Source organism: Sphingorhabdus sp. EL138, assembly GCF_945890115.1.
Taxonomy (GTDB): domain Bacteria; phylum Pseudomonadota; class Alphaproteobacteria; order Sphingomonadales; family Sphingomonadaceae; genus Sphingorhabdus_B.
The window spans coordinates 67,876-93,629 of sequence record NZ_CAMDCK010000004.1 but is presented as its reverse complement, the minus strand read 5'-3'; the positions used below and the strand labels follow the sequence as shown (position 1 = coordinate 93,629).

At 57.0% G+C, this 25,754-nt stretch carries 29 protein-coding genes; 21 read left to right on the top strand and 8 right to left on the bottom strand.

The window, feature by feature from the left end; translation table 11 throughout:
* Window positions 1–23 precede the first annotated feature (23 nt).
* A complete protein-coding gene (gene radC / locus Q0O07_RS03010; RefSeq protein ID WP_295490204.1) occupies window positions 24–719 on the bottom strand; it encodes a DNA repair protein RadC in 696 nt (231 codons plus the stop codon).
* 110 nt (window positions 720–829) lie between these two features.
* Between radC and Q0O07_RS03005 the strand changes: the two genes are divergently transcribed.
* The 15 genes from Q0O07_RS03005 to Q0O07_RS02935 all read left to right on the top strand — a co-directional run bounded on the left by Q0O07_RS03005 (window position 830) and on the right by Q0O07_RS02935 (window position 14,321).
* The gene (locus Q0O07_RS03005; RefSeq protein WP_295490201.1) at window positions 830–4,012 is read left to right on the top strand and encodes a YdbH domain-containing protein; all 3,183 of its coding nucleotides are present in this window, start codon (window positions 830–832) and stop codon (window positions 4,010–4,012) included.
* Window positions 4,005–4,277 carry a YnbE family lipoprotein gene (locus Q0O07_RS03000; RefSeq protein ID WP_295490199.1) on the top strand — a complete coding sequence of 91 codons (273 nt, stop codon included), beginning with the start codon at window positions 4,005–4,007 and terminating at the stop codon, window positions 4,275–4,277. The genes Q0O07_RS03005 and Q0O07_RS03000 overlap by 8 nt, the downstream gene beginning before the upstream one ends.
* Window positions 4,277–4,669, top strand: coding sequence for a YdbL family protein (locus Q0O07_RS02995; protein WP_295490196.1), 393 nt, complete (start codon window positions 4,277–4,279; stop codon window positions 4,667–4,669). Before Q0O07_RS03000 ends, Q0O07_RS02995 begins: the two co-directional genes overlap by 1 nt.
* A gap of 179 nt (window positions 4,670–4,848) precedes the next feature.
* Window positions 4,849–5,166, top strand: a complete 318-nt coding sequence (locus Q0O07_RS02990) for an AtpZ/AtpI family protein (protein ID WP_295490194.1) — start codon at window positions 4,849–4,851, stop codon at window positions 5,164–5,166.
* 67 nt (window positions 5,167–5,233) lie between these two features.
* Window positions 5,234–5,989 (top strand): F0F1 ATP synthase subunit A, encoded by a 756-nt coding sequence (locus Q0O07_RS02985; protein WP_295490337.1) that lies wholly within the window; start codon window positions 5,234–5,236, stop codon window positions 5,987–5,989.
* A 42-nt stretch (window positions 5,990–6,031) separates the two neighbouring features.
* Window positions 6,032–6,259, top strand: coding sequence for a F0F1 ATP synthase subunit C (locus Q0O07_RS02980; protein ID WP_125229901.1), 228 nt, complete (start codon window positions 6,032–6,034; stop codon window positions 6,257–6,259).
* Window positions 6,260–6,317: 58 nt separating this feature from the next.
* Window positions 6,318–6,812, top strand: coding sequence for an ATPase (locus Q0O07_RS02975; protein ID WP_295490191.1), 495 nt, complete (start codon window positions 6,318–6,320; stop codon window positions 6,810–6,812).
* Window positions 6,805–7,425, top strand: a complete 621-nt coding sequence (locus tag Q0O07_RS02970) for a F0F1 ATP synthase subunit B (RefSeq protein ID WP_295490188.1) — start codon at window positions 6,805–6,807, stop codon at window positions 7,423–7,425. The genes Q0O07_RS02975 and Q0O07_RS02970 overlap by 8 nt, the downstream gene beginning before the upstream one ends.
* A gap of 229 nt (window positions 7,426–7,654) precedes the next feature.
* The gene (uvrC, locus tag Q0O07_RS02965; RefSeq protein WP_295490334.1) at window positions 7,655–9,610 is read left to right on the top strand and encodes an excinuclease ABC subunit UvrC; all 1,956 of its coding nucleotides are present in this window, start codon (window positions 7,655–7,657) and stop codon (window positions 9,608–9,610) included.
* A gap of 70 nt (window positions 9,611–9,680) precedes the next feature.
* Window positions 9,681–9,992 (top strand): hypothetical protein, encoded by a 312-nt coding sequence (locus Q0O07_RS02960; RefSeq protein ID WP_295490186.1) that lies wholly within the window; start codon window positions 9,681–9,683, stop codon window positions 9,990–9,992.
* Window positions 9,993–10,029: 37 nt separating this feature from the next.
* Window positions 10,030–10,620 carry a recombination protein O N-terminal domain-containing protein gene (locus tag Q0O07_RS02955; protein WP_295490184.1) on the top strand — a complete coding sequence of 197 codons (591 nt, stop codon included), beginning with the start codon at window positions 10,030–10,032 and terminating at the stop codon, window positions 10,618–10,620.
* Between the two features lie 223 nt (window positions 10,621–10,843).
* Complete coding sequence (leuB, locus tag Q0O07_RS02950) at window positions 10,844–11,890, top strand: 3-isopropylmalate dehydrogenase (RefSeq protein WP_295490181.1); 1,047 nt, start codon at window positions 10,844–10,846, stop codon at window positions 11,888–11,890.
* 27 nt (window positions 11,891–11,917) lie between these two features.
* A complete protein-coding gene (locus tag Q0O07_RS02945; protein ID WP_295490178.1) occupies window positions 11,918–13,126 on the top strand; it encodes an aminotransferase class I/II-fold pyridoxal phosphate-dependent enzyme in 1,209 nt (402 codons plus the stop codon).
* The gene (gene apaG / locus Q0O07_RS02940) at window positions 13,123–13,533 is read left to right on the top strand and encodes a Co2+/Mg2+ efflux protein ApaG (protein ID WP_295490175.1); all 411 of its coding nucleotides are present in this window, start codon (window positions 13,123–13,125) and stop codon (window positions 13,531–13,533) included. Before Q0O07_RS02945 ends, apaG begins: the two co-directional genes overlap by 4 nt.
* Window positions 13,530–14,321: a LysR family transcriptional regulator gene (locus Q0O07_RS02935; protein WP_295490173.1), complete on the top strand. Its 792-nt coding sequence runs from the start codon at window positions 13,530–13,532 to the stop codon at window positions 14,319–14,321. Before apaG ends, Q0O07_RS02935 begins: the two co-directional genes overlap by 4 nt.
* A 142-nt stretch (window positions 14,322–14,463) precedes the next feature.
* Here Q0O07_RS02935 and parE read toward each other — a convergent pair whose 3' ends face one another.
* From parE to Q0O07_RS02920, 3 genes are all read right to left on the bottom strand, one after another.
* Window positions 14,464–16,452 (bottom strand): DNA topoisomerase IV subunit B, encoded by a 1,989-nt coding sequence (gene parE / locus Q0O07_RS02930; protein WP_295490171.1) that lies wholly within the window; start codon window positions 16,450–16,452, stop codon window positions 14,464–14,466.
* A 72-nt stretch (window positions 16,453–16,524) separates the two neighbouring features.
* Window positions 16,525–16,908, bottom strand: coding sequence for a PaaI family thioesterase (locus Q0O07_RS02925; RefSeq protein ID WP_295490168.1), 384 nt, complete (start codon window positions 16,906–16,908; stop codon window positions 16,525–16,527).
* A 19-nt stretch (window positions 16,909–16,927) separates the two neighbouring features.
* Window positions 16,928–17,602: a GcrA family cell cycle regulator gene (locus Q0O07_RS02920; protein ID WP_295490166.1), complete on the bottom strand. Its 675-nt coding sequence runs from the start codon at window positions 17,600–17,602 to the stop codon at window positions 16,928–16,930.
* A gap of 91 nt (window positions 17,603–17,693) precedes the next feature.
* Between Q0O07_RS02920 and Q0O07_RS02915 the strand changes: the two genes are divergently transcribed.
* Window positions 17,694–18,551, top strand: coding sequence for an ABC transporter permease (locus Q0O07_RS02915; RefSeq protein WP_295490163.1), 858 nt, complete (start codon window positions 17,694–17,696; stop codon window positions 18,549–18,551).
* A 36-nt stretch (window positions 18,552–18,587) separates the two neighbouring features.
* On the opposite strand, the gene Q0O07_RS02910 is transcribed toward Q0O07_RS02915, so the two are convergent.
* Window positions 18,588–19,085: a DUF2147 domain-containing protein gene (locus Q0O07_RS02910; protein WP_295490160.1), complete on the bottom strand. Its 498-nt coding sequence runs from the start codon at window positions 19,083–19,085 to the stop codon at window positions 18,588–18,590.
* Between the two features lie 16 nt (window positions 19,086–19,101).
* Between Q0O07_RS02910 and maiA the strand changes: the two genes are divergently transcribed.
* Together maiA and Q0O07_RS02900 are read left to right on the top strand one after the other, a co-directional pair.
* Window positions 19,102–19,734, top strand: a complete 633-nt coding sequence (maiA, locus tag Q0O07_RS02905; RefSeq protein WP_295490158.1) for a maleylacetoacetate isomerase — start codon at window positions 19,102–19,104, stop codon at window positions 19,732–19,734.
* Window positions 19,734–20,180 carry a MarR family winged helix-turn-helix transcriptional regulator gene (locus Q0O07_RS02900; protein WP_295490155.1) on the top strand — a complete coding sequence of 149 codons (447 nt, stop codon included), beginning with the start codon at window positions 19,734–19,736 and terminating at the stop codon, window positions 20,178–20,180. Before maiA ends, Q0O07_RS02900 begins: the two co-directional genes overlap by 1 nt.
* A gap of 12 nt (window positions 20,181–20,192) precedes the next feature.
* Here the strand turns inward: Q0O07_RS02900 and Q0O07_RS02895 are convergent, their stop codons facing one another.
* Window positions 20,193–21,140, bottom strand: coding sequence for a C13 family peptidase (locus Q0O07_RS02895; protein ID WP_295490153.1), 948 nt, complete (start codon window positions 21,138–21,140; stop codon window positions 20,193–20,195).
* A 79-nt stretch (window positions 21,141–21,219) separates the two neighbouring features.
* On the opposite strand from Q0O07_RS02895, the gene Q0O07_RS02890 reads away from it, so the two are divergent.
* Genes Q0O07_RS02890 through Q0O07_RS02880 form a run of 3 tightly spaced genes read left to right on the top strand, consistent with a single transcriptional unit; the run spans window position 21,220 to window position 24,346 of the window.
* Window positions 21,220–22,227, top strand: a complete 1,008-nt coding sequence (locus Q0O07_RS02890; RefSeq protein WP_295490150.1) for a fumarylacetoacetate hydrolase family protein — start codon at window positions 21,220–21,222, stop codon at window positions 22,225–22,227.
* Between the two features lie 56 nt (window positions 22,228–22,283).
* The gene (locus tag Q0O07_RS02885) at window positions 22,284–23,240 is read left to right on the top strand and encodes an alpha/beta fold hydrolase (protein WP_295490146.1); all 957 of its coding nucleotides are present in this window, start codon (window positions 22,284–22,286) and stop codon (window positions 23,238–23,240) included.
* Complete coding sequence (locus tag Q0O07_RS02880) at window positions 23,237–24,346, top strand: FAD-binding oxidoreductase (protein WP_295490143.1); 1,110 nt, start codon at window positions 23,237–23,239, stop codon at window positions 24,344–24,346. The genes Q0O07_RS02885 and Q0O07_RS02880 overlap by 4 nt, the downstream gene beginning before the upstream one ends.
* Here the strand turns inward: Q0O07_RS02880 and rnhA are convergent.
* Window positions 24,343–24,783: a ribonuclease HI gene (rnhA, locus tag Q0O07_RS02875; RefSeq protein WP_295490140.1), complete on the bottom strand. Its 441-nt coding sequence runs from the start codon at window positions 24,781–24,783 to the stop codon at window positions 24,343–24,345. The two genes, Q0O07_RS02880 and rnhA, sit on opposite strands and share 4 nt — an antisense overlap.
* Complete coding sequence (thrB, locus tag Q0O07_RS02870; RefSeq protein ID WP_295490137.1) at window positions 24,780–25,754, bottom strand: homoserine kinase; 975 nt, start codon at window positions 25,752–25,754, stop codon at window positions 24,780–24,782. Before thrB ends, rnhA begins: the two co-directional genes overlap by 4 nt.

Sequence of the window (25,754 nt, the reverse complement as noted above, 5' to 3'; positions counted from 1 at the left end):
AGCAGCCACCATTTTGCCACCCGCTAAATGAGTCCCGAGCTGCGCATGCTGCTGAAACCGTTTTTGCCAATGATGATATGGTCGTGCACGGCTATTCCGAACTTTTTCCCGGCATCCGCAATGTCCCGCGTCATCGCGATATCTTGGCGGCTCGGCGCGCTGTCTCCGCTGGGATGGTTGTGGACAAGAATAATCGCTGCCGCACCAAGATCCATCGCGCGGCGGATGACTTCGCGCGTATAAATGGCAGCTTGGTCGACGGAACCCTCGCTCGCCACCTCATCCCGGATCAGCATGTTTTTGCTATTGAGATAGAGCGTGCGCACGCGCTCAATCGTCAGATGCGCCATGTCCGCGCGCAGATAATCCAGCAAGGATTGCCAAGACGACAATATCGGCAGTTCGCGGACGGGCTCACTCAACAGGCGAAGCGCCGCCACTTGGACTATTTTCAACGCCGCAACGCTGGTTTCGCCCATCCATTTTTCTTGCAGGATACTGTCGGCATCGGCTGTCAGCAAGGCGGACAGGCTACCGTAACGGTGAATTAAATCCTTCGCGATCTGCTTGGTATCCCGGCGCGGAATGGCGAGCGCGAGGAGATATTCGATCAATTCATGATCGTGCAGGCTCTCGCCATTTTTCTCCAACAAGCGTTTACGCAAACGCGCGCGGTGGCCCGTGCCATGATGCTCCGTCTTGTCCGCAATATCCTGCATTGCTGCTATCCTCTTGTGACAAAAACCTTTTCTGCGATTTTTTCATGTGGTGCAAGTCACATCACGCAAATGCCGTTGCAACCGGCCGCCCTTTCCCGCATTTGAGTGACATGCTGGATCCTGCCGACGAAATACCGACGGGCGATGTCGATGTGCAACCCGATAAAGGCGCACAGTGGAAGCGGCGCATTTTCGGCGGCGTCGGCATCTTGCTTGCGCTGTTATTGCTGTTTGCATGGGCCCAGCGTAACAATATTGCGGACCATTTTGTGCAAAATGCGTTTGCAGAGCGTGGTATCAAGGCGCGCTATACAATCGATACCATCGGTTTTCGCACCCAGCGTATTCGCGATCTTGTCATCGGTGATCCGGCCCGCCCTGACCTGACCGCAAAGTTGGTCGAAATAAACATGGCCTTGAACTTCTCCGGCGCAGAGGTGCGGGACGTCCACGCGGAGGGCGTGATGCTGCGTGGGCGTTATGCCGATGGCACATTGTCCTTTGGTGAACTGGACAAATTCACCGACCCAAAGTCCGCCGCGCCGTTTGAATGGCCCGATATCGCGGTAAGCATTAAAAACGCCCACGCGCGGTTTGATACACCTTGGGGTGTCATGCATGCAGGCCTTGATGGCAGCGGCCTGCTGCGGAACCGATTTGCAGGCAAGCTGTCCTTACGTGCACCAAGCATTTCGGCGGCGGGATGCAGCGCGGCGGACATGAAATTTGATGGTAAACTGTTGCTCGAATGGCGTGAGCCGCGTTTGATTGGGCCAATTACGGCCACCAATGCAAAGTGCAGCAGTTTAGGCATCGCGCTGGTCGCGCCGCGTTTTGACACTAATCTCAAGCTGTCCGAACGCTTTGATGCTTGGGACGGCAGCCTCGCTTATGCCGCGGATGGGCTCAGAATATCGCAGGTTCAGTTGCAGGGGATATCTGGCAAGCTGTCGGTCAATGGCAAATTGGCGCGCACCAATTTCGACTTTACGATGGACAAGGGGGCCCTGCGTTCGGCGCCATTGTCGGTGCGCCGGTTGGTTTTGGACGCCAAGGGAACAGCGGGGCTTACCAATGGCCGTATGGCTTTGTCGGCGCGCGGCGCAATGTCGATCGGCAATGGTGCATTGGACCGTGGCACCATCACGGGTCTGCACGATCTAGCCGCGCAAACCAAGGATACGCCCATTGGCCCAATCGTCGCGCGCATGACGCCCGTCGTGGAACGCGCTGGCGACCAATTCTCCGCGCGGCTCGGCTTTGATGCCTATCAGGATTTTCAGGGCCACCGCGGGGGCACCATAACCAATCTTGCCATGACCAGCGCATCAGGCATCCGTCTGCGGCAGAGCGGTTCTTTTGGCGTGACAAGAACTGCATCGGGTTGGCGACTGGACGCGCCTGCGCAATTGGCGCTGTCCGGACCTTATGTGCCGGCCACTACCCTCCGGCTCGCGCAATCGGGGCAGGCTTGGTTGGGCAACCTCTTCATCGCGCCTTATGCTTCAGGTGGGGCCAGCCTATCGGTGCCAAAGCTTGCGTTCAACGTTGCGCCTGATGGTGCTTGGCGCTTTGCGGGGCAGGCGCGGATGTCGGGGCCGTTGCCGGGTGGATTCGTCACTGGCCTGAACGCCCCGATATCTGGGCGTTATAATGCGGGGGCTTTCACTTTGTATGACAGCTGCCAGAATGTCCGCTTTGACGCATTGCGCATATCGAACTTAGCCTTGCGCGGCCAATCGCTGCGCTTATGCCCTGACGCAGGACGGCCAATGCTAAGCTTGCGTGCGGGCAATGTCCGTTTTGCAACCAATGTCGCAGGCTTTAACAGTTTGGGCACGCTTGGCAGCGCGCCCCTCGCTGCGCGCAGTAGCAGCGTCCGTTTCAGCCTGACCGACGGTTTTGCAGCCAAAGACGTCGTCGTTGAATTGGGCCAACCCGACGCGCGGTCTATCTTTAACGTGGCAAGTTTTAATGGCGGATTTGGGGAAGGCGGCGCTTCGGGTATATTGACGGGCGGCGCGGGGCAGATTGGCAATGTCCCGCTGCTGATTGACGCCGCATCGGGTGAATGGCGCTACCTTGCCGAGACGCTGACCCTCAACGCGGGGCTGAATGTGTTGGATGCGGATCAGGTGGACCGGTTCATGCCCATGCTGGTGCCGGATATGCGGCTGTCGCTCGCAAACAGCATCATCACTGCGACCGGCCATTTGGTTGAACCCACAACTGGCACCCGCGTTTCGGATGTCGATATCCGGCATGATTTAAACAACAGCAGCGGGCGCGCCTTGCTCGCTGTGGATGACTTGCGCTTTAATGACCGCTTCCAACCCGATTTGCTCACCGCGCTAATCTTGGGCGTCGCCGCCAATGTCGATGGCAGCATCCGGGGCGATGGCCGTATCGAGTGGGACACAGATGGGGTGCGCAGCACTGGCCGGGTTGCGACGCGCGACATGAACTTGGCCGCCGCCTTCGGCCCGGTTGAGGGGCTGACCACCGAAATCCTGTTTTCCGACCTTTTGGGCCTGGAAACCGCACCGGGCCAAATCGCGATGCTTGGGTCGGTCAACCCAGGTATTCCTGCACTGGGCGGAACGGTCAGCTACCGTTTGCTGCCCAATCGGCAGGTGGCGATTGAATCTGGGCGCTGGCCATTTGCGGGCGGAGAATTGGTGCTTGATCCAACTGTCCTCGATTTTGGGGTTGAGTCCGAACGCCGCTTAACCTTCCGCGTTATTGGCGTTGATGCGGAGAAGCTGCTTGCTAGCTATGATTTTCAGAATCTACGCGTGACTGGCGTGTTCGACGGGGTCTTGCCCATGTTGTTCAACCAAGATGGCGGCCGTATCGTTGGTGGCGCTCTCGTGTCGCGTGCTGGCGGCGGGGAGGTTAGCTATCTCGGTGAACTTGCTTATGAAGATATGGGTAGGCTCGCCAATTATGCCTTTAACGCCTTGCGCTCGATCCGCTACTCCACATTGACTATTGGCGTGGGAGGCGACCTTGGCGGGGAAATCGTCACGGACATCAGCTTTACAGGTTTGCAACAGGGCGCATTGGCAAAACGGAACTTCATCACGCGGCAACTCGCGCGTATCCCGATACAATTCAACGTCAGCGTGACTGCGGAGTTCCTGAAACTTATCGGCTCTATCCGCGGGCTTTATGACGCCAATTATGCGGCGGACCGCGATCTGCAATATTTGCTGGAAGAGCAGAAACAGCAGGATGGAGCCGGTGCACCATCGCAACCAGTTGAAACCAAAAAAGAGCCACCAAATGAATGAACCATTCAGCAAAGGGAAAGCGAATATGGCGCAGTACCAGCATCAATTGACGAACCGTACGGATAATGCGATTCGCCGCCATATGAGGAAAATGATATTCTTGTACACGCCGTTGATGGCGTCGGTTTTGACAGGGTGCGTGCAAGTCACCGCGCCCGACAAGCCAATCGTCATCAACTTGAACATCGCGATCCGGCAGGAAATTTTATACAAGCTCGGCCCCGCGTCTCAAAAAGTGATTGAAAATAATCCGGGAGTATTTTGATGAGAGATTCTGTTGAAATGATCATCGCAGCGTTGTTGCTGGGTACGACCGCAACCAGCGCAATGGCCTTTCAGTCAGGGCGAGACCCTGCCTATCAAACTGCGCGGGAAAGCGGCCTGGTGGGTGAAAAATCAGACGGTTATCTCGGCTTTGTCGTTCCGCCTTCGTCGGCGGTTCGTGCTTTGGTCGAGGATATTAACATTAAGCGTAAGGCCGTGTATTCAAAGGAGGCTTTGGCAAATGGTGCAACCGTTGAAGAAATGGCGTTGCGCACGGGGTGCCGTTTGATTGCGGAGCGCACCGTTGCCGGTGAAAAATACCAGACACCGTCGGGTGCGTGGAAAACCCGAGACGACAGCCCGCCGCAATTGGACGCGCGTTGCCCGCAGTAAGACTGACCACATAGTTTGGACGGGCCGTAGCAGGGATGCTGCGGCCTTTTCTATTGCGTCGCAACATTCTTGCAGGCGCGCTGTTGACTTGGCGCAGGGGCTCTCCTAAAGCGCCCGTGCCTAGGCGGGGTTTGCCCGATTTCGAGGTGGTTTCCCTTGTTTAGAAAGGCCGGAATCACATGAATTCAAATAATCCCGGGCAGGACAATGACGGCACAAGTGACGCTCGGCTCGATTCGTTAGATTTGCAGCTGAAAGCGGCGCGGAAGGCCGAAGCGGTTCGCGCTGGTAAGGATCAGGTTCCGGCCAAAGGAATGCGGCAAGGGAACAGGGTTTTGACCGAGCTGATTGCGGGTCCGGCTGGTGGTGCTTTGGTTGGCTGGGTCTTGGACCGCTGGCTGGGTATCGCACCTGCGCTCCTGTTGACGTGCATGTTTTTGGGCATCGCGGTCGCCTTCAGGAACATAATAAAGATTTCAGCTGAGCGTCCGGACTAAACCGGGCGCTTGACGTGTATTTAACAGGGTAGTGAACGTGGCAGGCGAAAGCGGCAAAATCGATCCGATGTACCAGTTCAAGATTGAGCCGCTCGCGCAGCTTGAACTTGCTGGTTATGACGTCTCCTTCACCAACTCTTCGTTGTTCATGGTGCTTGTCCTTGGCGCTTTATGGCTGTTCATGGCGGGCGGAATGAAGCGCGAAATGGTCCCCGGCCGCTGGCAAATGGCTGTCGAAGGCGCAACGGGCTTCATCAACAATATGTTGACCGCAAATGTCGGTCCCGAAGGCAAGAAATATGTGCCTTTGGTGTTCTCGTTGTTCATGTTCATCCTGATGGCGAACTTCATGGGCATGATGCCCTTTGGCATCGTCCCCGGCGTGCATCCTTTCACCATTACGAGCCACCTGACGGTAACGGCCGTGCTGGCTTTGTTCAGCTTCGGTACTGTTTTGGTTGTGGGCTTCTGGAAGCATGGCCTGCATTTCTTTAGCCTTTTTGTACCGCAAGGTACGCCATGGTGGCTGCTATGGCTGATCCCGGTTATCGAACTTTTCTCGTTCATGATCCGTCCTTTCAGCCTTGCGCTGCGTTTGTTCGTCGCCATGACGGCAGGGCATATCATGATGAAGGTTCTCGCCGGATTTGTGATCAACGGCCTGAACGCCGAAGCCGCATGGGTTCCGCTGATTGTCAGCTTCCCTGCTTTTTTGCTGATGATTGGCATCACTTTGCTCGAACTGCTCGTATGTGCAATTCAAGCCTATGTTTTCGCGCTTTTGACGTCGCTGTACATTAACGACGCCGTCAATTTGCACTAATATTTCAACCACTAAGTTTATTTTTCAACAGGAGTTATTATCATGGACGCAGAAGCAGCCCAAATGATCGGTGCCGGTCTGGCAGCAATTGGTGCCGGTATCGCCGCTGGCGGTGTTGGTAACGTTTTTAGCTCGTTCCTTCAGGGCGCATTGCGTAACCCTGCAGCAGCCGACAGCCAACAGGGCCGTCTGTTCATCGGCTTTGCCGCCGTCGAACTTCTTGGTCTGCTCGCGTTCGTTATCGCGATGATCCTGATCTTCGTTGCCTAACTGACGGTTCGCCCCGGCACTGCGCCGGGGCATTCTTTCATAAGGACGAACGGATAATATGCCCCAGATTAGTCAGATCCTTGCAACCTATGCATCGCAGTTCTTTTGGCTTTTGATTGTCTTTGGCTTGATCTATTTTACGGTCGGCCGGATCATGTTGCCAAAGGTGGAGGCAACCATGAACGCGCGCGATCGCAAGATTGCGGACGACCTTGCTGCTGCGGAACATGCGCGGGCAGAGGCCAATAATCTGGGCGACAGCGGGGCTGCTGATTTGACGGCGGCGCGGGCCGAGGCGCAAGCCAAATCCACCGCTGCCAAGGCGAAAGCCGCGAAGGACGCCGATGCGCGTCTGGCGAAGGCTGACGCAGAAATCAGCGCAAAGATCGCCGCTGCCGACGCGGCATTGGCTAAGGCAACTGCAAAAGCATTATCCGGCATCGAAGCCATGGCCGCAGAAGCCGCGGCTGACATCGTTGCTAAGGTTTCTGGTGCCAAGGTCACCTCTGCGCAAGCCGCAAAAGCAGTGAAGGCGGTAATGTCGCATGGCTAATCCAACAATAGCAACTGAATCGGCCACAACGGCAACCGCGCCTGCAACAGAAGCAGCCGCGATTGCCGCGCCAGCCGCCGAAACACATGCCACAACCGAAGCACATTCTGGTGCGGAAGAACATGTAACGCCGTCGGCGCTGGGCTTTGACGCCTCTATGCTCGTCGCATTGGCGATGCTCGCGGTGATTGCATTGGCGATCTGGAAGAAAGTCCCTGCGATGATCGCAGGCGCGCTGGACAGCCAGATTGCAGGCATTCGCGCACAATTGGATCAGGCAACCGCTTTGCGTGCCGAAGCAGAAGCCATCAAGGCTGAATATGAAGCCAAGGCCAAGCAAGCTGCGATTGACGCCGAAGCGATGAAGGCTGCGGCGGAAGAAGAAGCCAAGTTGATCGTATCGCGTGCTAAGTCCGACGCTACTGCGTTGATTGGCCGCCGTGCGCAAGCCGCCGAAGACAAAATTGCCGCCGCCGAACGCGCCGCTATTGCCGATGTCCGCAAGACTGCGGCCACGGCTGCTGCTGCGGCTGCCGCGCAACTGATCGCCGCGCATCATGACGCAAAGTCGGATGCGGCGTTGATCGACCAATCGATTGCGTCGCTGAACTAAGCCTACGTTCCCTAATGTCGTCATTCCCGTCTAGGCGGGAATCCAACTCCTGCGCTCTCAGTTAGCAATGAGCCGTTTTGGAGCAGTTATGAGTCCGGAGTTAGTTTCCCGCCTGCGCGGGAATGACGATGGGTATGCAACGGACTCCGCATCTGGTGGAATTACGATCCATATGCGCATCGTTGCTTCCCACCGGAATGACATTGAGTATGCCGTTGGCTCCGCCTACATGGCAGGCAAGATGTCCAAAGCCGACCGCCCCGATCAACCCAATGCAGCCTCCCGCTTTAGCGAGGAAAAGGCGACTTTTGCGGTGCGCGGTGCGGATACACCAGATTTCGATACCGGCATCGCCGCGATCCGAAATGTTCTGAAGACCCTTCCGCTCAAACCCGGCGTCTACCGTATGCACGATGCGAAGGGGGATGTGCTTTATGTCGGTAAGGCCCGCGCTTTAAAAAATCGCGTCGGCAATTATGTGCAGATTGACCGGCTAGCCAACCGCTTGCGCCGGATGGTCGCGTTGACGCGATCCATGACCATCGTCACCACCAATAGCGAGGCTGAGGCGCTGTTGCTGGAGGCGCAGCTGATTAAGCGTTACCGCCCCGCTTACAATGTGCTGCTGCGTGACGACAAAAGCTTTCCCTTCATCCTGTTGCGCGCCGACCATAAATTTCCGCGCATCCAAAAACATCGCGGTGCGCGGCGGCATAAGGGACAATATTACGGCCCGTTCGCCAGCGCTGGTTCCGTCAACCAAACATTGAACGCGCTGCAAAAGCTATTTTTGCTACGAAGCTGCACCGACAGCTTCTTTAACAATCGCGATCGGCCTTGTTTGCTGTATCAAATCAAGCGTTGCTCCGCACCTTGTGTCGGGCGGATTGACGACGCGTCCTATGACAGTCTTGTCGCGGATGCCAAATCCTTCCTCGACGGCAAATCCTCCGCTGTGCAGGCGAAACTGGCCAAGGAGATGGAGTCTGCGGCCGAAGCCCTTGATTTCGAGCGCGCTGCCATGGTCCGCGACCGGCTTGGGGCGCTGACCTTCATTCAAGGGTCGCAGGCGATTAACGCAGAAGGCGTGGGCGACGCAGATATTTTTGCGCTGGCGCATCGCAATGGGGTGATGGGCATCCAGGCATTTTTCATTCGCGGCGGGCAAAATTGGGGGCATCGATCTTTCTTCCCTGCGCATGTGGCCGAAATGAGCGAGGACGAAGTGTTCACCAGCTTCCTCGCGCAATTTTATGAGGATGTACCCCCTGCAAAATCCATTTTCCTCGATCGGCAACTGACTGAGGTAGATTTGTTGGCGCAAGCTCTGTCCGAACGTGCCGAACGCAAGATCGAAATCAGCATGCCGCAACGCGGCGACCGTGTGCGCTTGGTCAAACAAGCGACGCGTAACGCCGAAGAAGCGCTGGACCGCAGACTGGCGGAGAGCACCACGCAGGGTAAATTGCTGCAAGAGGCGGCTGACTTGTTTGAATTGCCCGAGCCGCCGCGTCGGATCGAAGTCTATGACAACAGCCATATTCAGGGGACCAACGCGCTGGGCGCGATGATCGTGGCGGGGCCGGAAGGTTTCATCAAGGGCCAATATCGCAAGTTCAACATCAAAAACCCGGACACTGCGCCCGGTGATGACTTTGCCATGATGCGCGAAGTCATGGCGCGGCGATTTGGTCGGCTGATGGCTGAGGAAGGGGAACAGGAACGCGATGAAAACTGGCCGGACCTTGTCTTGATCGACGGGGGCAAGGGACAAATGAGCGCTGTCATGCAAATCGTGCGTGAACTGTGTGTGGAGGATGTCGCCTTTATCGGCGTGTCCAAAGGCCCCGACCGCCATGCGGGCCGCGAAACCTTTCACTTCCCCGATGGTCGCGAATTTACCTTGCCCGTCAACGCACCTGTCATGTTTTATTTGCAGCGGCTGCGTGACGAGGCGCACCGTTTCGCCATTGGTGCGCACCGCGCGAAACGCAGCAAGGCCATTACCGTAAGCCCGCTTGACGAAGTTCCGGGTATTGGCCCATCGCGCAAAAAGGCACTATTGATGCATTTCGGCACCGCCCGCGCCGTGCGCAATGCTAGCCTTGAGGATTTGCAGAAGGCCCCCGGCGTATCTGCCGCCGTTGCACAAACGGTCTATGATTTTTATCACAGCAACGGCTGATGCCGGCCGTAGAGGAATGTTGTGCCGCTATTTTGATTGCATGGCGAAGCGGGTGCGATAGAGACAACTTATGACGATCAATCAACTGTTGCTTGAAGCTATCGCGCTCAAGAAATGTGTCACTTTGGTGTATAATAATGTGCCGATGAAGCTGGCCCCGCATGTTTTATATTCCAAGCATAGTGCGCTGTTCACCGATGCTGTGATATTGGAAAAACATGGCGTGGCGCGACGAGATAAGAAGCTTGGCGCTTTCCATTTATCGGGGCTCAACGATCTGAAACTCACAGACCAGTCGTTTGACATTGACGCTGCGTTCGAACCTTCGGCCGAAAAATATGCCGGTGTGACCTTATTCATGGTCAGCACAGACGCAGGATAAAACTTCCCCTCACGCCGCAGTCTTGGCATGAGGGCATATGGACATTTCGGCATCAGCCATCATCTGCGCGGTCCGCAACCATGGTGAAACAGGCGCCATTGTGCGCGGCTTTACCGCGGAGTATGGCATATTGGCGGGCTATGTTGCAGGCGCGCGCGGCCGACAATTGCGACCCGTCCTCATCCCCGGCAATGTGATCAAGGGCGAATGGCGGACGCGCATCGCCGGACAATTGGCGCGCCTGACGCCCGAACTTGAGCACAGCCGCGCGCATTTGTTGAGCGAACCCTTGGCGATTGCCGCGATTGACTGGGTCACGGCGCTGACTGCTGCGACTTTGGCGGAGGGTGTGCCTTATCTGCGTATCCATAGCGCAGCGGATGGTTTGCTATCCGCGATTGAACTTGCCCCGGCGGCGCGGGTGTGGGCAGGGGCAGTGGCGCAATATGAAACATTGCTGCTGGCTGAACTTGGCTATGCCGAAGAACAGGACAATGACAACGCGCCCGTCGCCATGATGGCGCAGACCCGCAAGCGGCTCGTCGCGCATGTCTTGGGCGACCGCCGCGCCGATGTCATGGCCGCCCGCGAACGGTTGGTGGAGCGTTTGAAACGGGCGGCGGTGTGATGGCCGTTGCAATATCATAAAAAACCGTCGCCCCAGCCTGCGCTGGAGCGACGGAGTGTTTAATGCGAACATAGTTGCATAACTGCGTTGCTGTTGGCAGGGGACAAGCCTGCCGTTTCAGTATCGTCATGCTGAACTTGTTTCAGTATCTTACTTGCAGGCAGATCGAAGCTAAGGCCCTGAAACAAATTTAGGGTGACGAAAAAATCGAAGGTGAGGTCGAATGTTAGTTGCCTTGTTACCCGGGGACGGAATTGGCCCCGAAGTCATCACGCAAGCACGCCGCGTTTTGGATGCGCTCGCCATCGACGGTCTGACCTATGAAGAGGCGTTGGTTGGCGGTGCGGCGTATAAGGCGACTGGCCATCCATTACCGGCCGACACGCTGGCGCTTGCCAAGCGCGCCGATGCAATATTGTTTGGCGCTGTAGGTGATCCGGATTGCGATACGCTGGAACGGCATTTGCGCCCAGAACAGGCGATATTGGGCCTGCGCAAGGAACTGTCCTTGTTCGCCAATCTGCGTCCCGCGACCCTTTTTCCCGAATTGGCCGACGCCAGCGCGCTGCGTCCTGAAGTTGCGTCACAAATCGACATGGTCATCGTCCGCGAACTCAATGGCGATGTCTATTTTGGCGAAAAGGGTATGCGCAAAACCGCAGATGGCAAGCGCGAAGGCTATGACGTCATGTCTTATAATGAGGATGAGGTCCGCCGCATTGCCCGCGTCGGTTTCGAAACCGCGATGGCACGGGACAAGAAATTATGCTCGGTAGACAAGGCCAATGTGCTTGAAACGTCGCAATTGTGGCGCGATGTCGTCATCGAAACTCATGCCGAATATCCCGAAGTCACCTTAAGCCACATGTATGTCGACAATTGCGCGATGCAATTGGTGCGTAACCCCGGCCAGTTTGACGTGATCGTGACGGGCAATTTGTTCGGCGACATATTGTCGGATCAGGCCAGCATGTGCGCTGGCTCGATTGGCATGTTGCCCAGCGCGTCGCTGGATGCCGCCCAGAAAGGCTTATATGAGCCCATCCACGGGAGCGCGCCCGATATCGCGGGGCAGGGCAAGGCCAATCCGCTTGCGACCATCTTGTCCGCCGCGATGATGCTGCGTTACTCGCTGGGCTTGCCCGCGATGGCCGACCGTATTGAAGCGGCTGTTGCGAAGGCACTATCTGGCGGCGCACGCTCGCCCGACCTTGGCGGCACGCATTCGACCCGTGAAATGGGTGATGCCGTGCTTGCCGCCTTGACCTGAACCCCGCTCTCCCCGAAAAGCGAACTTATGAAGAAAACCACTGGCCAGAATCGCGAAATCACCCGGCATTGGCGTCCCGCCACCCAAGCGGTGCGTGGCGGCACTTGGCGCAGCGAGCATGGCGAAACGTCTGAGGCCTTATTCCTGTCGTCGGGCTTTACCTATGACGATGCTGAAACCGTTGCTGCGCGCTTTGCCGGTGAACAGGATGGCATGACCTATTCGCGGTTGCAAAACCCGACCGTGCAAATGCTCGAAGAACGCATTGCGTTGATGGAAGGGGCCGAGGCGTGCCGTGCCCAAGCCACGGGTATGGCGGCGATGACCACGGCATTATTGTGCCAGTTGCAAATGGGCGACCATGTCGTTGCCGCGCGCGCCGCGTTCGGTTCTTGCCGCTGGCTGACCGACAATCTGCTGCCGAAATGGGGTATCACCACAACCACCATCGACAGCCGCGACAATGACGCGTGGAAGGCGGCGATTCAGCCAAACACGAAAGTGTTCTTCTTCGAAACGCCTGCGAACCCGACGATGGACATTGTCGATATGGCCTATGTCTGCGGTCTGGCGAAAGAGCATGGCATTACGACTGTGGTTGATAACGCCTTTGCTACCAGCGTCTTGCAACGGCCAATGGACTTTGGCGCCGACGTTGTGGCGTATAGCGCGACAAAGTTGATGGACGGGCAGGGCCGCGTGTTGGCAGGCGCCGTCTGCGGTTCGCAACAATGGATCGATGAGGTTTTGTTGCCGTTTCAGCGCAACACGGGTCCTAATTTGTCGCCCTTCAATGCATGGGTGGTGCATAAGGGGCTTGAGACGTTAGAACTGCGCGCCATGCGGCAGTCGGAAAATGCGCTCGCGGTCGGCAAATTCTTGGAAGGCCGCGTGCCGCATATCATGCACCCGGGCCTTGAAAGCCACCCGCAACACGCGCTTGCGATGCAGCAGATGAAGGCATGCGGACCAATATTTGCCTTTTCGGTCGATGGTGGCCGTGAACAAGCGCATGCCTTGCTCAATGGGCTGCAGCTGATCGACATTTCCAACAATATTGGCGATGCGCGCAGTTTGATGTGCCACCCGGCATCCTCCACGCATCACGGCATGGGGCCCGAAGCCCGCGAGGCAATGGGTGTCGGCGAAGGCTTGATCCGCATCAATGTTGGCTTGGAAGATCCCGCTGATTTGATTGAAGATTTGGATCAGGCACTCAGGGCCGCTGGTTTATGACGAGCATTTTGGATTCCTTCTTCGCGTTTAGCGCTACCACCGATGGTATTACTGTCCGCGTCTCGCCAAATTTTTTGGTAGAACAATCCGCGCCCGCCCAAGGACGATGGTTCTGGTCCTACCATATCCGCATCGAAAATGTGGGTGATGAAACCGTGCAATTAATGACGCGGCATTGGCGGATTACCGATGGCCGCGGCACGATCAACCATGTGGATGGCGACGGCGTGGTGGGCGAACAGCCGCTTTTGCGTCCCGGTGAGAGCCACGATTATGTTTCCGGCTGCCCCTTGCCGACGCCAAGCGGCACAATGGAAGGCCAATATCGCTTTGTGCGTGAAGATGGCACGACGTTTCTAGCTGAAATCCCGCGTTTCACGCTGGTCGCGCCAGCCACGGCGCGATGAAGCGCACCCATCTGCCTTTGAATGGCTTGCGCGTACTTGACGCTGCGGCGCGGCATTTGAGCTTTACGAAGGCAGCCGATGAACTCGCGGTCACACCCGCCGCTGTCGGTCAGCAAATCCGCGCGCTGGAGGATATGTTGGGCGTCGTGCTGTTCCGTCGGACACCCAAAGGGCTTGAACTCACCGATGAAGCCGCAAACGGCCTTGATGCCCTACGCGCAGGCTTTCTCCAGTTTGAAGAATCGGTCCGTGCGATGCAGGCGGGGCAGTCGTCCAATGCGCTGACCATTGCCGCGCCGCGTGACTTTACCGCCAAATGGCTGGCCGCGCGGCTGGCGACCTTTAGCAAGGCGAACCCCGATACGCGCTTTAATTTGGTTCCAGCGGATGAGCATATAGACTTTACCGAGGCTAATCTGGATATCGCTATCCGCCTGACCACCGGGCCGGGGGAACATGAGGGTATCCGGCTTGCGGCGGGCGCTAATGTCACCGTCGCGGCGCCAGAGGGCGGGGCGGACACTCTGATTAGCTGGCCCAATTGCCCTATCGCTGAAGGCGTTGCTGCGCTTCGGCTCGCCGATGCCGGCCTCGCCATCGACGCTGCTGCGATTGGGTTGGGCAGGGCGACCGTCCCGCTGATCCTTGCCGAAGCCGACATCGCCAGCGGCAAAGTCCGTGCCGTCGACAATGCGAAGGAAAGCGATGAAGCCTATTGGCTGGTCGCACCCTTGCCGCAATGGCGGCAGAAGAAGGTAAAAGCGCTGGTTGAGGCTTTGACGGCTTAGCAACGCACGTTAGCTTTCAGTTATAGATGACCGTCACCCTGAACTTGTTTCAGGGTCTATCGTGCAGCGAAGGCAATCATAAAAGGCGAAATGGACCCTGAAACAAGTTCAGGGTAACGAAGATGTTAAAAAACGCGCTTACTCACGCGTCGATCGTATTCTCATCCAACTGCGCAGCGTTTTCTTGAATGAAGTTGAACCGGTGCTCGGGATTTTTGCCCATTAATCGGTCGACAAGGTCATTGACCACCGCGCGGCGTTCATATTCATGCGGAAGCGTGATGCGAATTAGCGAGCGGGTCGCCGGGTCCATTGTGGTTTCCTTCAACTGGTTTGGGTTCATTTCGCCCAAGCCCTTAAACCGGCCCACATCGACTTTCTTGCCCTTAAACACCGTCGCTTCTAACTCAGCGCGGTGGGCGTCATCGGCGGCATAGACGCTTTGGCTGCCATGCGTCAGGCGATAGAGCGGTGGCCGCGCGAGGAACAAATGCCCGGCTTTCACAATCTCGGCCATTTCTTGGAAGAAAAATGTCATCAGCAAGGTTGCGATATGCGCACCGTCGACATCGGCATCGGTCATGATGATGATGCGTTCATAGCGCAAATTGTCGGGGTTGCAGTCCTTGCGCGTGCCACAGCCCAACGCCAATTGCAGGTCGGCGATTTCATTGTTGGCGCGGATCTTGTCAGCGGTGGCCGATGCGACGTTGAGGATTTTACCCCGGATTGGCAGTATCGCCTGCGTCTTGCGGTTGCGGGCTTGCTTCGCGCTGCCGCCGGCGCTGTCGCCTTCGACGATGAACAATTCGGTGCCAGTCGGATCGTCCGACGCACAATCGGTCAGCTTGCCGGGCAAGCGCACTTTGCGGCCTGAGGTCGCGGTCTTGCGCTTGACCTCACGCTCGGCTTTGCGGCGCAAGCGGTCGTCGACCTTTTCAAGGATGAAGCCCATCAATGCCTTGCCGCGTTCCATATTGTCGGCAAGATAATGGTCGAAATGGTCGCGCACGGCGTTTTCGACAAGCCGCGTGGCCTCAGGAGAGGTTAGCCTGTCCTTGGTCTGGCTTTGGAATTGCGGGTTGCGGATGAACACCGACAACATCAATTCAGCTTCGTTGAAAATGTCTTCCGCCGAAATTTGCGCGGCTTTTTTCTGGCCAATCAATTCACCAAAGGCGCGCAGGCCCTTGGTCAGCGCGGCGCGAACCCCTGCCTCATGTGTGCCGCCGTCGGGCGTGGGGATTGTGTTACAATACCAGCTATAGGAACCGTCCGAATATAATGGCCAGGAAATGGCCCATTCGACGCGGCCTTGCGCATCGGGAAAATCCTGCGTCCCGGCGAAAAATTCGGTGGTAGCGCAGGCACGGCTGCCAAGCTGTTCCCGCAAATGGTCGGACAGGCCGCCCGGAAACTGGAACACGGCTTCGGCGGGCACATCTGCGCTGGCCAGTTCCGCATCGCAGCGCCAGCGGATCTCGACGCCAGCAAACAAATACGCCTTGGACCGCGCCAGACGGAACAGCCTTGCGGGTTTGAACTTGGCATCTGCGCCGAAAATCTCCGGGTCGGGCGTAAAGGCAATCGTCGTCCCGCGCCGGTTGGGCGTTGGGCCCAGCTCTTCTAACTTGCCAAGCGGCAGGCCTTGCGAAAAGCGCTGGCGATAAAGCTGCTTGTTGCGCGCGACTTCAACCAAAGTGTCCGTTGACAGCGCATTGACCACCGACACACCCACACCATGCAGGCCGCCGGAGGTCGCATAGGCCTTGTCAGTGAACTTACCGCCGGAGTGCAAGGTGGTAAGGATAACCTCAAGCGCGGACTTTTCCGGAAATTTGGGGTGCGGGTCGACGGGAATACCACGGCCATTGTCGCTGATCGTCAAGCGGTTACCCACGCCTAAATGGACCTCAATCCGGCTGGCATGGCCGGCAACAGCCTCATCCATCGAGTTATCGAGTACTTCGGAGGCCAAATGGTGTAATGCGCGTTCGTCGATGCCGCCAATATACATTCCTGGGCGACGGCGCACCGGCTCAAGCCCCTCCAACACTTCAATCGCAGAAGCGGTATAATCATTGGATGCGGCGGTGGCGGCCGCGCTGCCGCCGAACAGGTCATCGGTCATATAAATGCTATAGGCGCGGGAGAGTCGGCGGCGCAACAGCCGAACGAAACTCGGCTGTGGAAATAAACCGGATCAGCGTCTTTCCGGGGGCGTGGCCATAATCGCGAAATTACCACTCGCTTGGGCAATCAACTTATCATTCTGCGTGATACGGGCGGTTAAATGGGCGACAGTCCTGCCCTTGTTGTCCAAAACGGTTTGGCACAGCAATTGGCCTTCGATGACTGGCCGGAAATAGGTGATTGAGATATCAATTGTCGCGCACGCATATCCGGCATCGAGTGTCGAATAAAGCGCCGCGCCCATGCCAGTATCGGCCATTGCGTAAATGACGGCACCATGCACAACACCGTGCGGGTTCAAATGTCGACCATCAACCGGCAGCAGAAGCGTACTGCTACCTTCACCTTGTTGTTCTAATGTTAATCCGATGAGATCCGCAAATGGATGATCCACGCTCTATCTCGCCGCTGTCTTAACGAACTCGTGGACCGCCAAATGGCATGGGGGGTGGAGGGCGACGCACACCGCGTGGAAGCTGCGCCTGATAGGCACGGCCGCAATGATCGACGCAATACGGGAATCCGGGATTAACCGGTACACCGCAGAAATGGAAATCCGCTTCGCCGGGGTGGCCAAGCGGCCAGCGGCAAATACGCTCGTTCAAATCGAGCAACGACGTTTTGTCGGCCATTTCGGGGCTTGGCTTGGCAGGTACAAGGCGGCGTGGCGGGGCAGTTGGGATGGGCGCTTGCTGATCGCCGGGACCCTGACGCATGAAACCGCCGGGTCCGATCGACACAATACGTGGCATTGTCGATGCGCGCGTTACCGGCGCTTCTGCGGTATCACCATCGGCGCGCACGGGAGCAATGGGTTCAGCGACCGGTGCGGATGGACGGGGACGCGCTGGCGCAGCCGCAGTGGCTGGAGCCTTTGCCGGCGCCGGTATAGCCTTTTTCGGCGCGGCTTTTTTGTCCGTGTCGTTCGACTTCACGGGGGAAGGGCGTGATTTCAGGCCCAAACGGTGCGCCTTGCCAATAACGGCATTGCGGCTGACGCCGCCAAGTTCGTCTGCAATCTGGCTTGCGGTCAGGCCTTTATCCCAAAGCGCCCTTAACTGATCAATCCGCTGGTCGGTCCACGACATAAATGCAATTCCAATAACGAGTTTTCTTTGCCGCGCGAATGACGCGATTGCGCCTTGCGGTTATCGTTGCAAGCCGATAGTCGATTGCGCAATGACTATCCACCATAAAAGCAATATTGGCCAAGATAGGGATGCCAACCCCCTTGTGCAACTGCCCGACGGCGAACGCCATATCCGCAATGTAAACTGGGTCGGCCTGCAAACCTTGTACATGAAAGAGGTGCGCCGCTTTTTCAAGGTGCAGCTGCAAACCGTTTGGGCTCCGTCCATAACGACCTTGCTCTATCTAATTATCTTCACCGTCGCCTTGGGTTCAGTTAAGCCAACCGTGTTGGGCGTGTCGTTCGCGGATTTTATTGCGCCTGGCCTGATCATCATGGGCATGATGCAGAACGCTTTTGCGAACTCGAGCTTCTCGCTGTTGGTGGGTAAGATTCAGGGCACGATTGTCGATTATCTGATGCCGCCGCTTTCCAACGCGGAGGTTTTGGCCGCGCTCACGGCGGCGGCGGTGACACGGGCGTTTTTGGTGGGCGGAACTATCTGGCTCGCCATGGCATTTTGGCCCGGCGTGCATGTTATGCCTCAGCATTTCTGGGCAATTTTGTGGTTCGGGCTGATGGGGGCTATGATGCTTGCGCTTATCGGGGTCATGACATCAATCTGGGCGGAAAAGTTCGATCATGCCGCCGCGGTTAGCAATTTCATCGTTGCGCCAGCCGCTTTGCTGTCTGGGACTTTTTATTCGGTTGATAAATTATCACCTACTTTTCAGGCGATAAGCCACGCCAACCCGTTTTTCTACGCGATTTCCGGCTTCCGCTATGGCTTTATCGGCAGCGCGGATAGCCCGGTGATGTTTGGCGCGTTGCTGTTATTGTGCATCAACGCGGTGCTCGGGCTTATCTGCTATCTCTTGCTGCGCTCTGGATGGAAGTTGCGCGCGTAACCCACGCCGTGACCATGCATTTAAGTTGTCCTGCCCTTAGCTGGCCGGTGTCCATGTTTGCGCTTGGCAAAAGGGTCCGATACATCCTTTGACGACCAGATTGCCTGACTTGCCCTTATAGACGATTGAGCGATAGGTTTTGCCTGACTTGGGATCGTAAATCTGGCCCTTCCATTCTTTGCCGTCTGATTGAAATCCAGTCAGGACATTCAGGCCCAATATCGTTCGGCTGCGCAGCTTTTTATCGGGATTGTTCAAGTCCTTCGCGCCTGCTCCTGCTGGCGGGTTGACGAGAAACTTCACCAGCTTCCCGCATAATGCCGCGCCACATTCGTACACTTCGACCACGCCGTCCTTGCTTTGTGTGATCCAGCGCCCAGAAATTGGGGCGGCGGCTTGCGCCGGAATTGCCGCGCATATTGCGGCTGCGATCATCCATGTTTTAGCGTGGTGCATATTGGGTCCTTTGCGTTGAAAACCAACATAAGCGGGGAATAGGCAAGCCGCAATGCTTTTGCCTTTTGCTTGTGCCATGCTAATTACCAAGCGCATGAGTGAAATAATCCTGTTCGATTACTGGCGTTCGTCCGCGAGCTATCGCGTGCGTATTGTGCTGAACCTTAAAAATGTGCCGTACACGCCCGTGCCAACCAGCCTGCTGGACAATGCGCAAAGGGCGCCCGATTATGTTGCACGTAATCCGCAAGGCTTTGTCCCGATGCTGTCGATACACGGACATGACCTGACGCAAAGCTTGGCGATTATTGATTATCTCGATGCGCAATATCCCGCCCCCGCGATGGTCTCTTCGAACCCGGCGGAGCGCGCCAAGACATTGGCGCAAGCATTGATCATTGCTGCCGACATACATCCCATCGATAATTTGCGCGTGTTAAGATATCTGAAGGACCAGATGGGCCAGTCGCAAGAGGCCGTGGACCAATGGTACAGGCACTGGATAATCGAAGGTTTCGCGGCGTTGGAGGCCATGGCCCCCGAAGATGGTCTGTTCGGCGGCGACCTGCCGAATTTGGCCGATGTCTGCCTCGTCCCACAAATGGCAAATGCCCGCCGCGTGGATACGCCGCTCAATGCCTTCCCCAAGCTGTTGCGGATGGATGCCGCGCTAACTGCGCTTCCGGCCTTTGTCGCGGCGCATCCTGATCAAGTGAAGCCCGCGTGATGCCAACCAAAAAACTAACGCTTAGTGCGTTTCTGCCTTATCAATTATCCATCACATCAAACGCGGTCAGCGACCTGATCGCGCGTGCCTATCGTGGCAAATTTGCGCTCAAGGTCCCGGAATGGCGGGTCATGGCGCTGTTGGGCGAAAGCAATGTGGCGACGCAGCGGCAATTGGTTGCGGCAACCGCGATGGACAAGGTCACCGTAAACCGCGCGTGCAAGGCATTGGAGGACCGCAGCCTGATCAGCCGTGTGCCGAACATGTCCGATGGCCGTTCACATCATCTGGCGCTCACGCCCGCCGGACGCGATTTGTATGAACAAATTGTGCCGGAGGCGCTGACGTTAGAGGCCGAGCTTGAGAAGATATTAGGCAGCGGAGAGGCGAAGTTGTTGGAGGCGATGTTGGCCCAATTGCGCGCGCGAGTCGTTGAATTGGGTTAGTCCGCAGCTCCTTCAATCGGTCGATATCGCGGGGCGTCCGACCTTCGCACTGGCGGTCGTGGGCAACTTATTCTCCAGCACGTCCAACCAGATCTGCGCATTTGCGCCAACAAAAACCTGTGGCCGTGATGGCTTAAGTCCCAACGCGTCTTCCCATTGCGTAATGAGCCCGGTGGCTTCGGCAACGGCAGCGTCAAATTTCTGCGGTTTGCGCAAAGCGTTGTTCATCAATGCATCGCCAAAAAACGTCCAATCGTTACTCGGTGTGCAGCCAAATGAAGGGCGTTGCGACGATGCCGCAGTCACGATAACGGTTTGATCATTGGTCAGCAGCGGAATGAAAATGCCCGAATAGCAAGCCGATAGCAGCACCATGCGGCGTTTGACGCCGATGCCGTCGAGCAAAACGGCCAGACGCTGCGGCGCGATCATCCCTGCGGCATAATCCCCATCGCGATAGGCAAGCCCCGAAACTGGGTCGCCATGGCTGGTGGCGAACAGGATGAGGACATCCTCCTTCGTGTCCATCTTGCTGGAAATGGCAGCCAATGCCGTGGCGAGGTTTGACGGTGACCCTTGCGGTGCGCCTGTGGCTTTATCATCTGCGCCAGCGGCCAAATACACTGTCCGGCCAGTCGCCCCATAACGCCGCGCCAATATCTTGGCCGCTTCAGCCGACTCGCGCGCAAAGACTGGGTCGGAATCAAGACCAATGGACAGCACATAGGCGTCGACAACTCCCGGCCTTTGCGGCTGCAACGCATTCATTGCACTGGACAGTTTTTGATGCTGCGCCAGATACCAGGTCGCTGACCGATTCTGTTCGGCAAACCAGCCGTTTTTTGCGGCTTCAACCGTGTTGAAATTCTGTTGCTGGCTAAAGGCAGAGCTGGTGACGAACAGCGAAAGCGCCAGCGCTCCTGTATGAACCAACCGCAATTTGGCGTTCTTATATGCCATGTCTCTATGTCTAAACGCAGAGTTGCGGTTGCCGCAACTGCAATATCGTTGCATGAAGGACAAAAGCCGGAGAAAAATCATGAAACTTGCATCATTAAAGTCGGGCCGTGACGGACATTTGGTGGTCGTGTCGGACAATCTTGCTTGGTATGCCGATGCCGCGCATATCGCCCCGACATTGCAGGCAGCACTTGACGATTGGGCGGAGTTTGCACCCCGATTGCAAGCGCTGGCGACTGATCTTGAACATGCCGTCATTCCACGCGAACGTTTCCATGAACATGACGCTGCCGCTCCTTTGCCGCGCGCCTATCAATGGGCGGACGGTTCGGCCTATGTCAATCATGTCGAATTGGTCCGCAAGGCGCGGGGCGCTGTGCTGCCCGAAAGCTTCTGGCATGACCCGTTAATGTATCAGGGCGGTTCCGATGCCTTCATGGGCGCGCGCGACGACATCCCTTTGGCCGATGAGGCGTGGGGATGTGATCTTGAGGCGGAGATTGTTGTCGTGACTGGCGATGTCCCGCAAGGAACATCGGCGGCAGATGCCTTGTCTTATGTCCGGCTGGTTGGCCTTGTGAACGACGTTTCCTTGCGCAACCTGATTCCTGCGGAGTTGGAAAAGGGCTTTGGCTTTGTCCAGTCAAAACCCGCCAGCGCCTTGTCGCCTGTGTTTGTCACGCCGGACAGCCTTGGGGACTTTTGGCAGGATGGAAAGCTGCACCGTACATTGAATGTTGACCTTAACGGCGCGCCATTTGGACGCGCGGTGGCTTCGGACGATTGCACCTTTGATTTTGGAACCTTGATCGCGCATCTCGCCAAGACACGCAATATCGGGGCAGGCTCGATCATTGGCTCGGGCACAGTGTCCAACCGTGATGCCGATGGCGGCCCTGGCAAGCCCGTCGCCGCTGGCGGCCTTGGCTATAGCTGTTTGGCCGAAGTCCGCATGGTCGAGAAAATCCAGACGGGCGACATGGTCACGCCATTCCTGAAGCACGGCGATGTTGTGCGGATTGAAGTGCTCGACAAGGCTGGACACAGCATCTTTGGCGCTATCGAGCAGACCGTCCGTAAAAGTTGAAGGGCAATGCACTCCCTACTTCAATATCCTTACAGCATCTATTACGAGAGACGCCCGTGCCCAAAACCAACACGCCGATGAACCGACGCATGGTCCCTGCTGAAGCAGTGGAGAGCATATGGCATGCTGCCGACCAATGGGCCATTCGCCGCATTGATTGGCAAGGCGCAAACCCGCCACGCGGGTCGTTATTGTTCCTGCCGGGACGCGGCGACCATTATGAAAAATATCTGGAGACATTGGCATATTATGCCGATGCCGGCTGGCGCGTGACGGCAATCGATTGGCGCGGGCAGGGCGAATCCGGACGGCTATTGGCGGACCCGCATGTCGGCCATATCGATGATTTCGCCACTTGGATTGTCGACCTGCGGCATTTCTGGAATGCCTGGAAACAAGAAACGCCAGGGCCACATGTTGTTATGGCACACAGCATGGGTGGGCAGCTTACCATGCGTGCTTTGGTGGAAAAGGCGATCGACCCTGACGCAGTAGTGTTGAGCGCGCCGATGTTGGGCATTCAAACCGGCGGCTTGCCGCTGGCCCTGAACCATGCTTTTGCCAAGCTGATGGTCAAAATCGGCAAGGGCAATGATCCCGCCTGGAAAGTCAGCGAGAAGCCGATGTCGCCCATGGAGATGCGGGGCAAGATGTTGACGCATGATGATGATCGTTATGAAGACGAAATCGCATGGTGGAAATTGCGTCCCAACGTGAAATTGGGCCCGCCAAGCTGGCATTGGATTGAACGCGCGATTGCATCGATCCGTATGTTGGAAGCGCCGGGTCTGTTGGAGGCTATTAAAACGCCCATTTTGCTGCTCGCGACCACTGGCGACCAATTGGTCAGCACCCCGCGCGTGATCACCGACAGCAAACGCTTGCCACATGCCGAAACATTAATCTTCGGCAAGGAAGCTGCTCATGAATTGTTGCGGGAGGCGGATCCCGTTCGTGACCAATGCCTTGCGCGGATCGACGACTTTCTGGAAGCCAACGCGCCACAAAAATGAGCGACTTTGACTTTGCCATCATTGGTGCCGGTATCGCTGGCGCAAGCCTTGCGGCCCAATTGTCCGCGCGGGCATCAGTGCTATTGATTGAGGCAGAGGCGCATCCCGGATATCATTCGACGGGCCGGTCAGCCGCATTCTGGGTCGAATGCTATGGCGGCCCTGGGGTTCAGCCGCTTACCACTGCGTCAGGGCCGTTTTTGGCCGCGCCGCCTGCGGATTTTCATGATGGCCCATTGATGCACAAGCGCGGCGGGCTGCACATCGGCACCGCAGATCAGACGTCGATGGCCGACAATATGCGCGCGGAATTTGCGGCCAGCGGTGTGCAAATTGATGTCAGTGACCGCGCGGCTGTGGCGGCGCGTGTCCCGGGACTGCGCAGCGATTGGACGAATGGCCTTTGGGAGCCAGACTGTTGCGACATTGATGTCGCCGCGCTCCACGCCGCCTATTTGCGCCAAGCAAAACGGCAAGGCGCAGTGCTACATTGCAACAGCCGCCTGAGCGCAGCTAAATGGCAAAATGGCGCATGGCAGATCGCGGCAGGCGGCGTAAACTGCTCTGTAAACATCATCATCAACGCGGCGGGCGCATGGGCCGACGAAGTGGCGCAATTGGCGCAGGTCCAGCCCTTGGGCATCCAACCCTATCGCCGGACCATCGCACAATTGGTCGTATCGCCAGACGTTCCGGCGGACTTGCCGCTGGTCATTGGACTAGACGGCAGCTTCTACTTTAAACCAGATGCGGGCGGCCGCTTATGGCTCAGCCCGCATGACGAAACCGCAACCCCGGCCTGCGATGCTGCGCCGGAGGAATGGGACGTCGCGACCGCCATTGACCGTCTGCAGACCGTGGTCGATTGGGACATTCAACGCGTCGAACATAAATGGGCCGGGCTGCGCAGCTTTGCGCCGGACCGGTTGCCCGTCATTGGCCACGATAAGGCGAATGATGCGTTTTTCTGGTTCGCAGGGCAGGGTGGCTTTGGCATCCAGACCGCACCCGCCGCAGCGCAGCTTGCCGGATCATTGCTGGATGAAGCTATCGCCCCGCCACCGCGTGTGGACGCAGCCGTGTATACGCCAGCGCGGTTTTATTAGCGCTGCGCCGCAACCTCCGCCGCGTCACTGGCCAGTCGGTCGGCGCGTTCGTTTTCGGGGTGGCCATTATGGCCCTTCACCCAAATCCATTCGACCTGATGCCGGGCAACAGCATCGATGAGGTCACGCCATAAATCGGCGTTGCGGACGGGCTGTTTTGATGCGTTTTTCCATCCATTGCGTTGCCAGCCGTGGATCCATTTGGTGATCCCATCAAGGACATATTTGCTGTCAGTGTGCAGTTTGATATGGCATGGCTCGATTAGGATTTTGAGCGCCTGTATCGCGGCGGCAAGCTCCATCCGGTTATTGGTGGTGTCTGGTTCGCCGCCCGAAATTTCTTTTTCATGCTTGCCATAACGGATCACAGCGCCCCAACCGCCGGGCCCGGGATTGCCTTTGCACGCGCCATCGGTGAAAATCTCAAGCTGTTTCAAGAATAATGCCCCAACATATTTTCAACCTGTGCGGTGTTGCTGTAAAAATCTAGCCGGCGCAGAAAAGCGAGCGGGTCTTTGCGCGTCACAAGCGCATTTGCTGGCGTGTTAATCCAGTCATAGCAACGTGTGAGCAAGAACCGCAGGCATGCGCCGCGCAGCAATATCGGCAATGCTTCGCGCGTCGCCGCGTCCAAGGACACGCAACTAGCATAGCCCGAGAGTAAGCCTGCGCTCACCTCTGCATCATAAACGGCGCCATCATTGGAAAAGCACCATGCGCTGTGCGTCACCGCCAAATCATAAGCGCGGATTTCCGTGCACGCGAAGTAGAAATCGATCAAACCACTGACATGGTCGCCCAACATCAGGACATTGTCCGGAAATAGATCGGCATGGACCGCCGCGACGGGCAGATTGGTTGGCCAATGCGCCTCGAGATAATCGCATTCGGCAAAGACCCGCGTGGACAGGCCGGGCGCGATGGATTCAAGGCCCTCCGCCGTGCAACGCATCGCCAATGGCCGCCATGCGGAAACGCCAAGGCTGTTGGGTCGCGCCAAAGTGAAATTGGCGAGCGCCTTATGCATATGCCCCAATGCCGCGCCGGTCGAATGTGCTTGTGCTGCGGTCGGTTCGGTGACTGATACGCCATCGAGAAACTCAATTAAACAAGCAGGGCGCCCCGCGACCGATTGCAGCCATTGGCCATCACGATCCGTGATAAACCGCGGCACCGTGCAACCTGCATCGTGCAAATGTTTAAGCAAAGCATAGAAAAATGGTAAATCGTCAGTGTTTACGCGGTTTTCATACAGGGTCAGGATGAAACGGCTTTGCGTTGTTTGCACAAAGAAATTGCTGTTTTCGACGCCCTCGGCAATACCTTTCAACGCGACAAGTTTGCCGGCATCATAACGCTCCAGCAATGCCTCAACCTGCTGCGGCCCCAACTGCGTGTAAACCGCCAA

What these genes read in the sequence shown, in the direction of transcription:
- maiA (WP_295490158.1), top strand. Translation starts at nt 19,102, where the DNA reads ATGAGTGAAATAATCCTGTTCGATTACTGGCGTTCGTCCGCGAGCTAT.
- Q0O07_RS02910 (WP_295490160.1), bottom strand. Translation starts at nt 19,085, where the DNA reads ATGGCACAAGCAAAAGGCAAAAGCATTGCGGCTTGCCTATTCCCCGCT.
- Q0O07_RS02985 (WP_295490337.1), top strand. Translation starts at nt 5,234, where the DNA reads ATGTACCAGTTCAAGATTGAGCCGCTCGCGCAGCTTGAACTTGCTGGT.
- Q0O07_RS03005 (WP_295490201.1), top strand. Translation starts at nt 830, where the DNA reads ATGCTGGATCCTGCCGACGAAATACCGACGGGCGATGTCGATGTGCAA.
- Q0O07_RS02945 (WP_295490178.1), top strand. Translation starts at nt 11,918, where the DNA reads ATGAAGAAAACCACTGGCCAGAATCGCGAAATCACCCGGCATTGGCGT.
- Q0O07_RS02895 (WP_295490153.1), bottom strand. Translation starts at nt 21,140, where the DNA reads ATGGCATATAAGAACGCCAAATTGCGGTTGGTTCATACAGGAGCGCTG.
- Q0O07_RS02980 (WP_125229901.1), top strand. Translation starts at nt 6,032, where the DNA reads ATGGACGCAGAAGCAGCCCAAATGATCGGTGCCGGTCTGGCAGCAATT.
- apaG (WP_295490175.1), top strand. Translation starts at nt 13,123, where the DNA reads ATGACGAGCATTTTGGATTCCTTCTTCGCGTTTAGCGCTACCACCGAT.
- Q0O07_RS03000 (WP_295490199.1), top strand. Translation starts at nt 4,005, where the DNA reads ATGAATGAACCATTCAGCAAAGGGAAAGCGAATATGGCGCAGTACCAG.
- radC (WP_295490204.1), bottom strand. Translation starts at nt 719, where the DNA reads ATGCAGGATATTGCGGACAAGACGGAGCATCATGGCACGGGCCACCGC.
- Q0O07_RS02995 (WP_295490196.1), top strand. Translation starts at nt 4,277, where the DNA reads ATGAGAGATTCTGTTGAAATGATCATCGCAGCGTTGTTGCTGGGTACG.
- Q0O07_RS02990 (WP_295490194.1), top strand. Translation starts at nt 4,849, where the DNA reads ATGAATTCAAATAATCCCGGGCAGGACAATGACGGCACAAGTGACGCT.
- parE (WP_295490171.1), bottom strand. Translation starts at nt 16,452, where the DNA reads ATGACCGATGACCTGTTCGGCGGCAGCGCGGCCGCCACCGCCGCATCC.
- leuB (WP_295490181.1), top strand. Translation starts at nt 10,844, where the DNA reads ATGTTAGTTGCCTTGTTACCCGGGGACGGAATTGGCCCCGAAGTCATC.
- Q0O07_RS02890 (WP_295490150.1), top strand. Translation starts at nt 21,220, where the DNA reads ATGAAACTTGCATCATTAAAGTCGGGCCGTGACGGACATTTGGTGGTC.
- Q0O07_RS02975 (WP_295490191.1), top strand. Translation starts at nt 6,318, where the DNA reads ATGCCCCAGATTAGTCAGATCCTTGCAACCTATGCATCGCAGTTCTTT.
- Q0O07_RS02935 (WP_295490173.1), top strand. Translation starts at nt 13,530, where the DNA reads ATGAAGCGCACCCATCTGCCTTTGAATGGCTTGCGCGTACTTGACGCT.
- uvrC (WP_295490334.1), top strand. Translation starts at nt 7,655, where the DNA reads ATGGCAGGCAAGATGTCCAAAGCCGACCGCCCCGATCAACCCAATGCA.
- Q0O07_RS02880 (WP_295490143.1), top strand. Translation starts at nt 23,237, where the DNA reads ATGAGCGACTTTGACTTTGCCATCATTGGTGCCGGTATCGCTGGCGCA.
- Q0O07_RS02970 (WP_295490188.1), top strand. Translation starts at nt 6,805, where the DNA reads ATGGCTAATCCAACAATAGCAACTGAATCGGCCACAACGGCAACCGCG.
- Q0O07_RS02920 (WP_295490166.1), bottom strand. Translation starts at nt 17,602, where the DNA reads ATGTCGTGGACCGACCAGCGGATTGATCAGTTAAGGGCGCTTTGGGAT.
- Q0O07_RS02960 (WP_295490186.1), top strand. Translation starts at nt 9,681, where the DNA reads ATGACGATCAATCAACTGTTGCTTGAAGCTATCGCGCTCAAGAAATGT.
- Q0O07_RS02900 (WP_295490155.1), top strand. Translation starts at nt 19,734, where the DNA reads ATGCCAACCAAAAAACTAACGCTTAGTGCGTTTCTGCCTTATCAATTA.
- Q0O07_RS02955 (WP_295490184.1), top strand. Translation starts at nt 10,030, where the DNA reads ATGGACATTTCGGCATCAGCCATCATCTGCGCGGTCCGCAACCATGGT.
- Q0O07_RS02915 (WP_295490163.1), top strand. Translation starts at nt 17,694, where the DNA reads ATGACTATCCACCATAAAAGCAATATTGGCCAAGATAGGGATGCCAAC.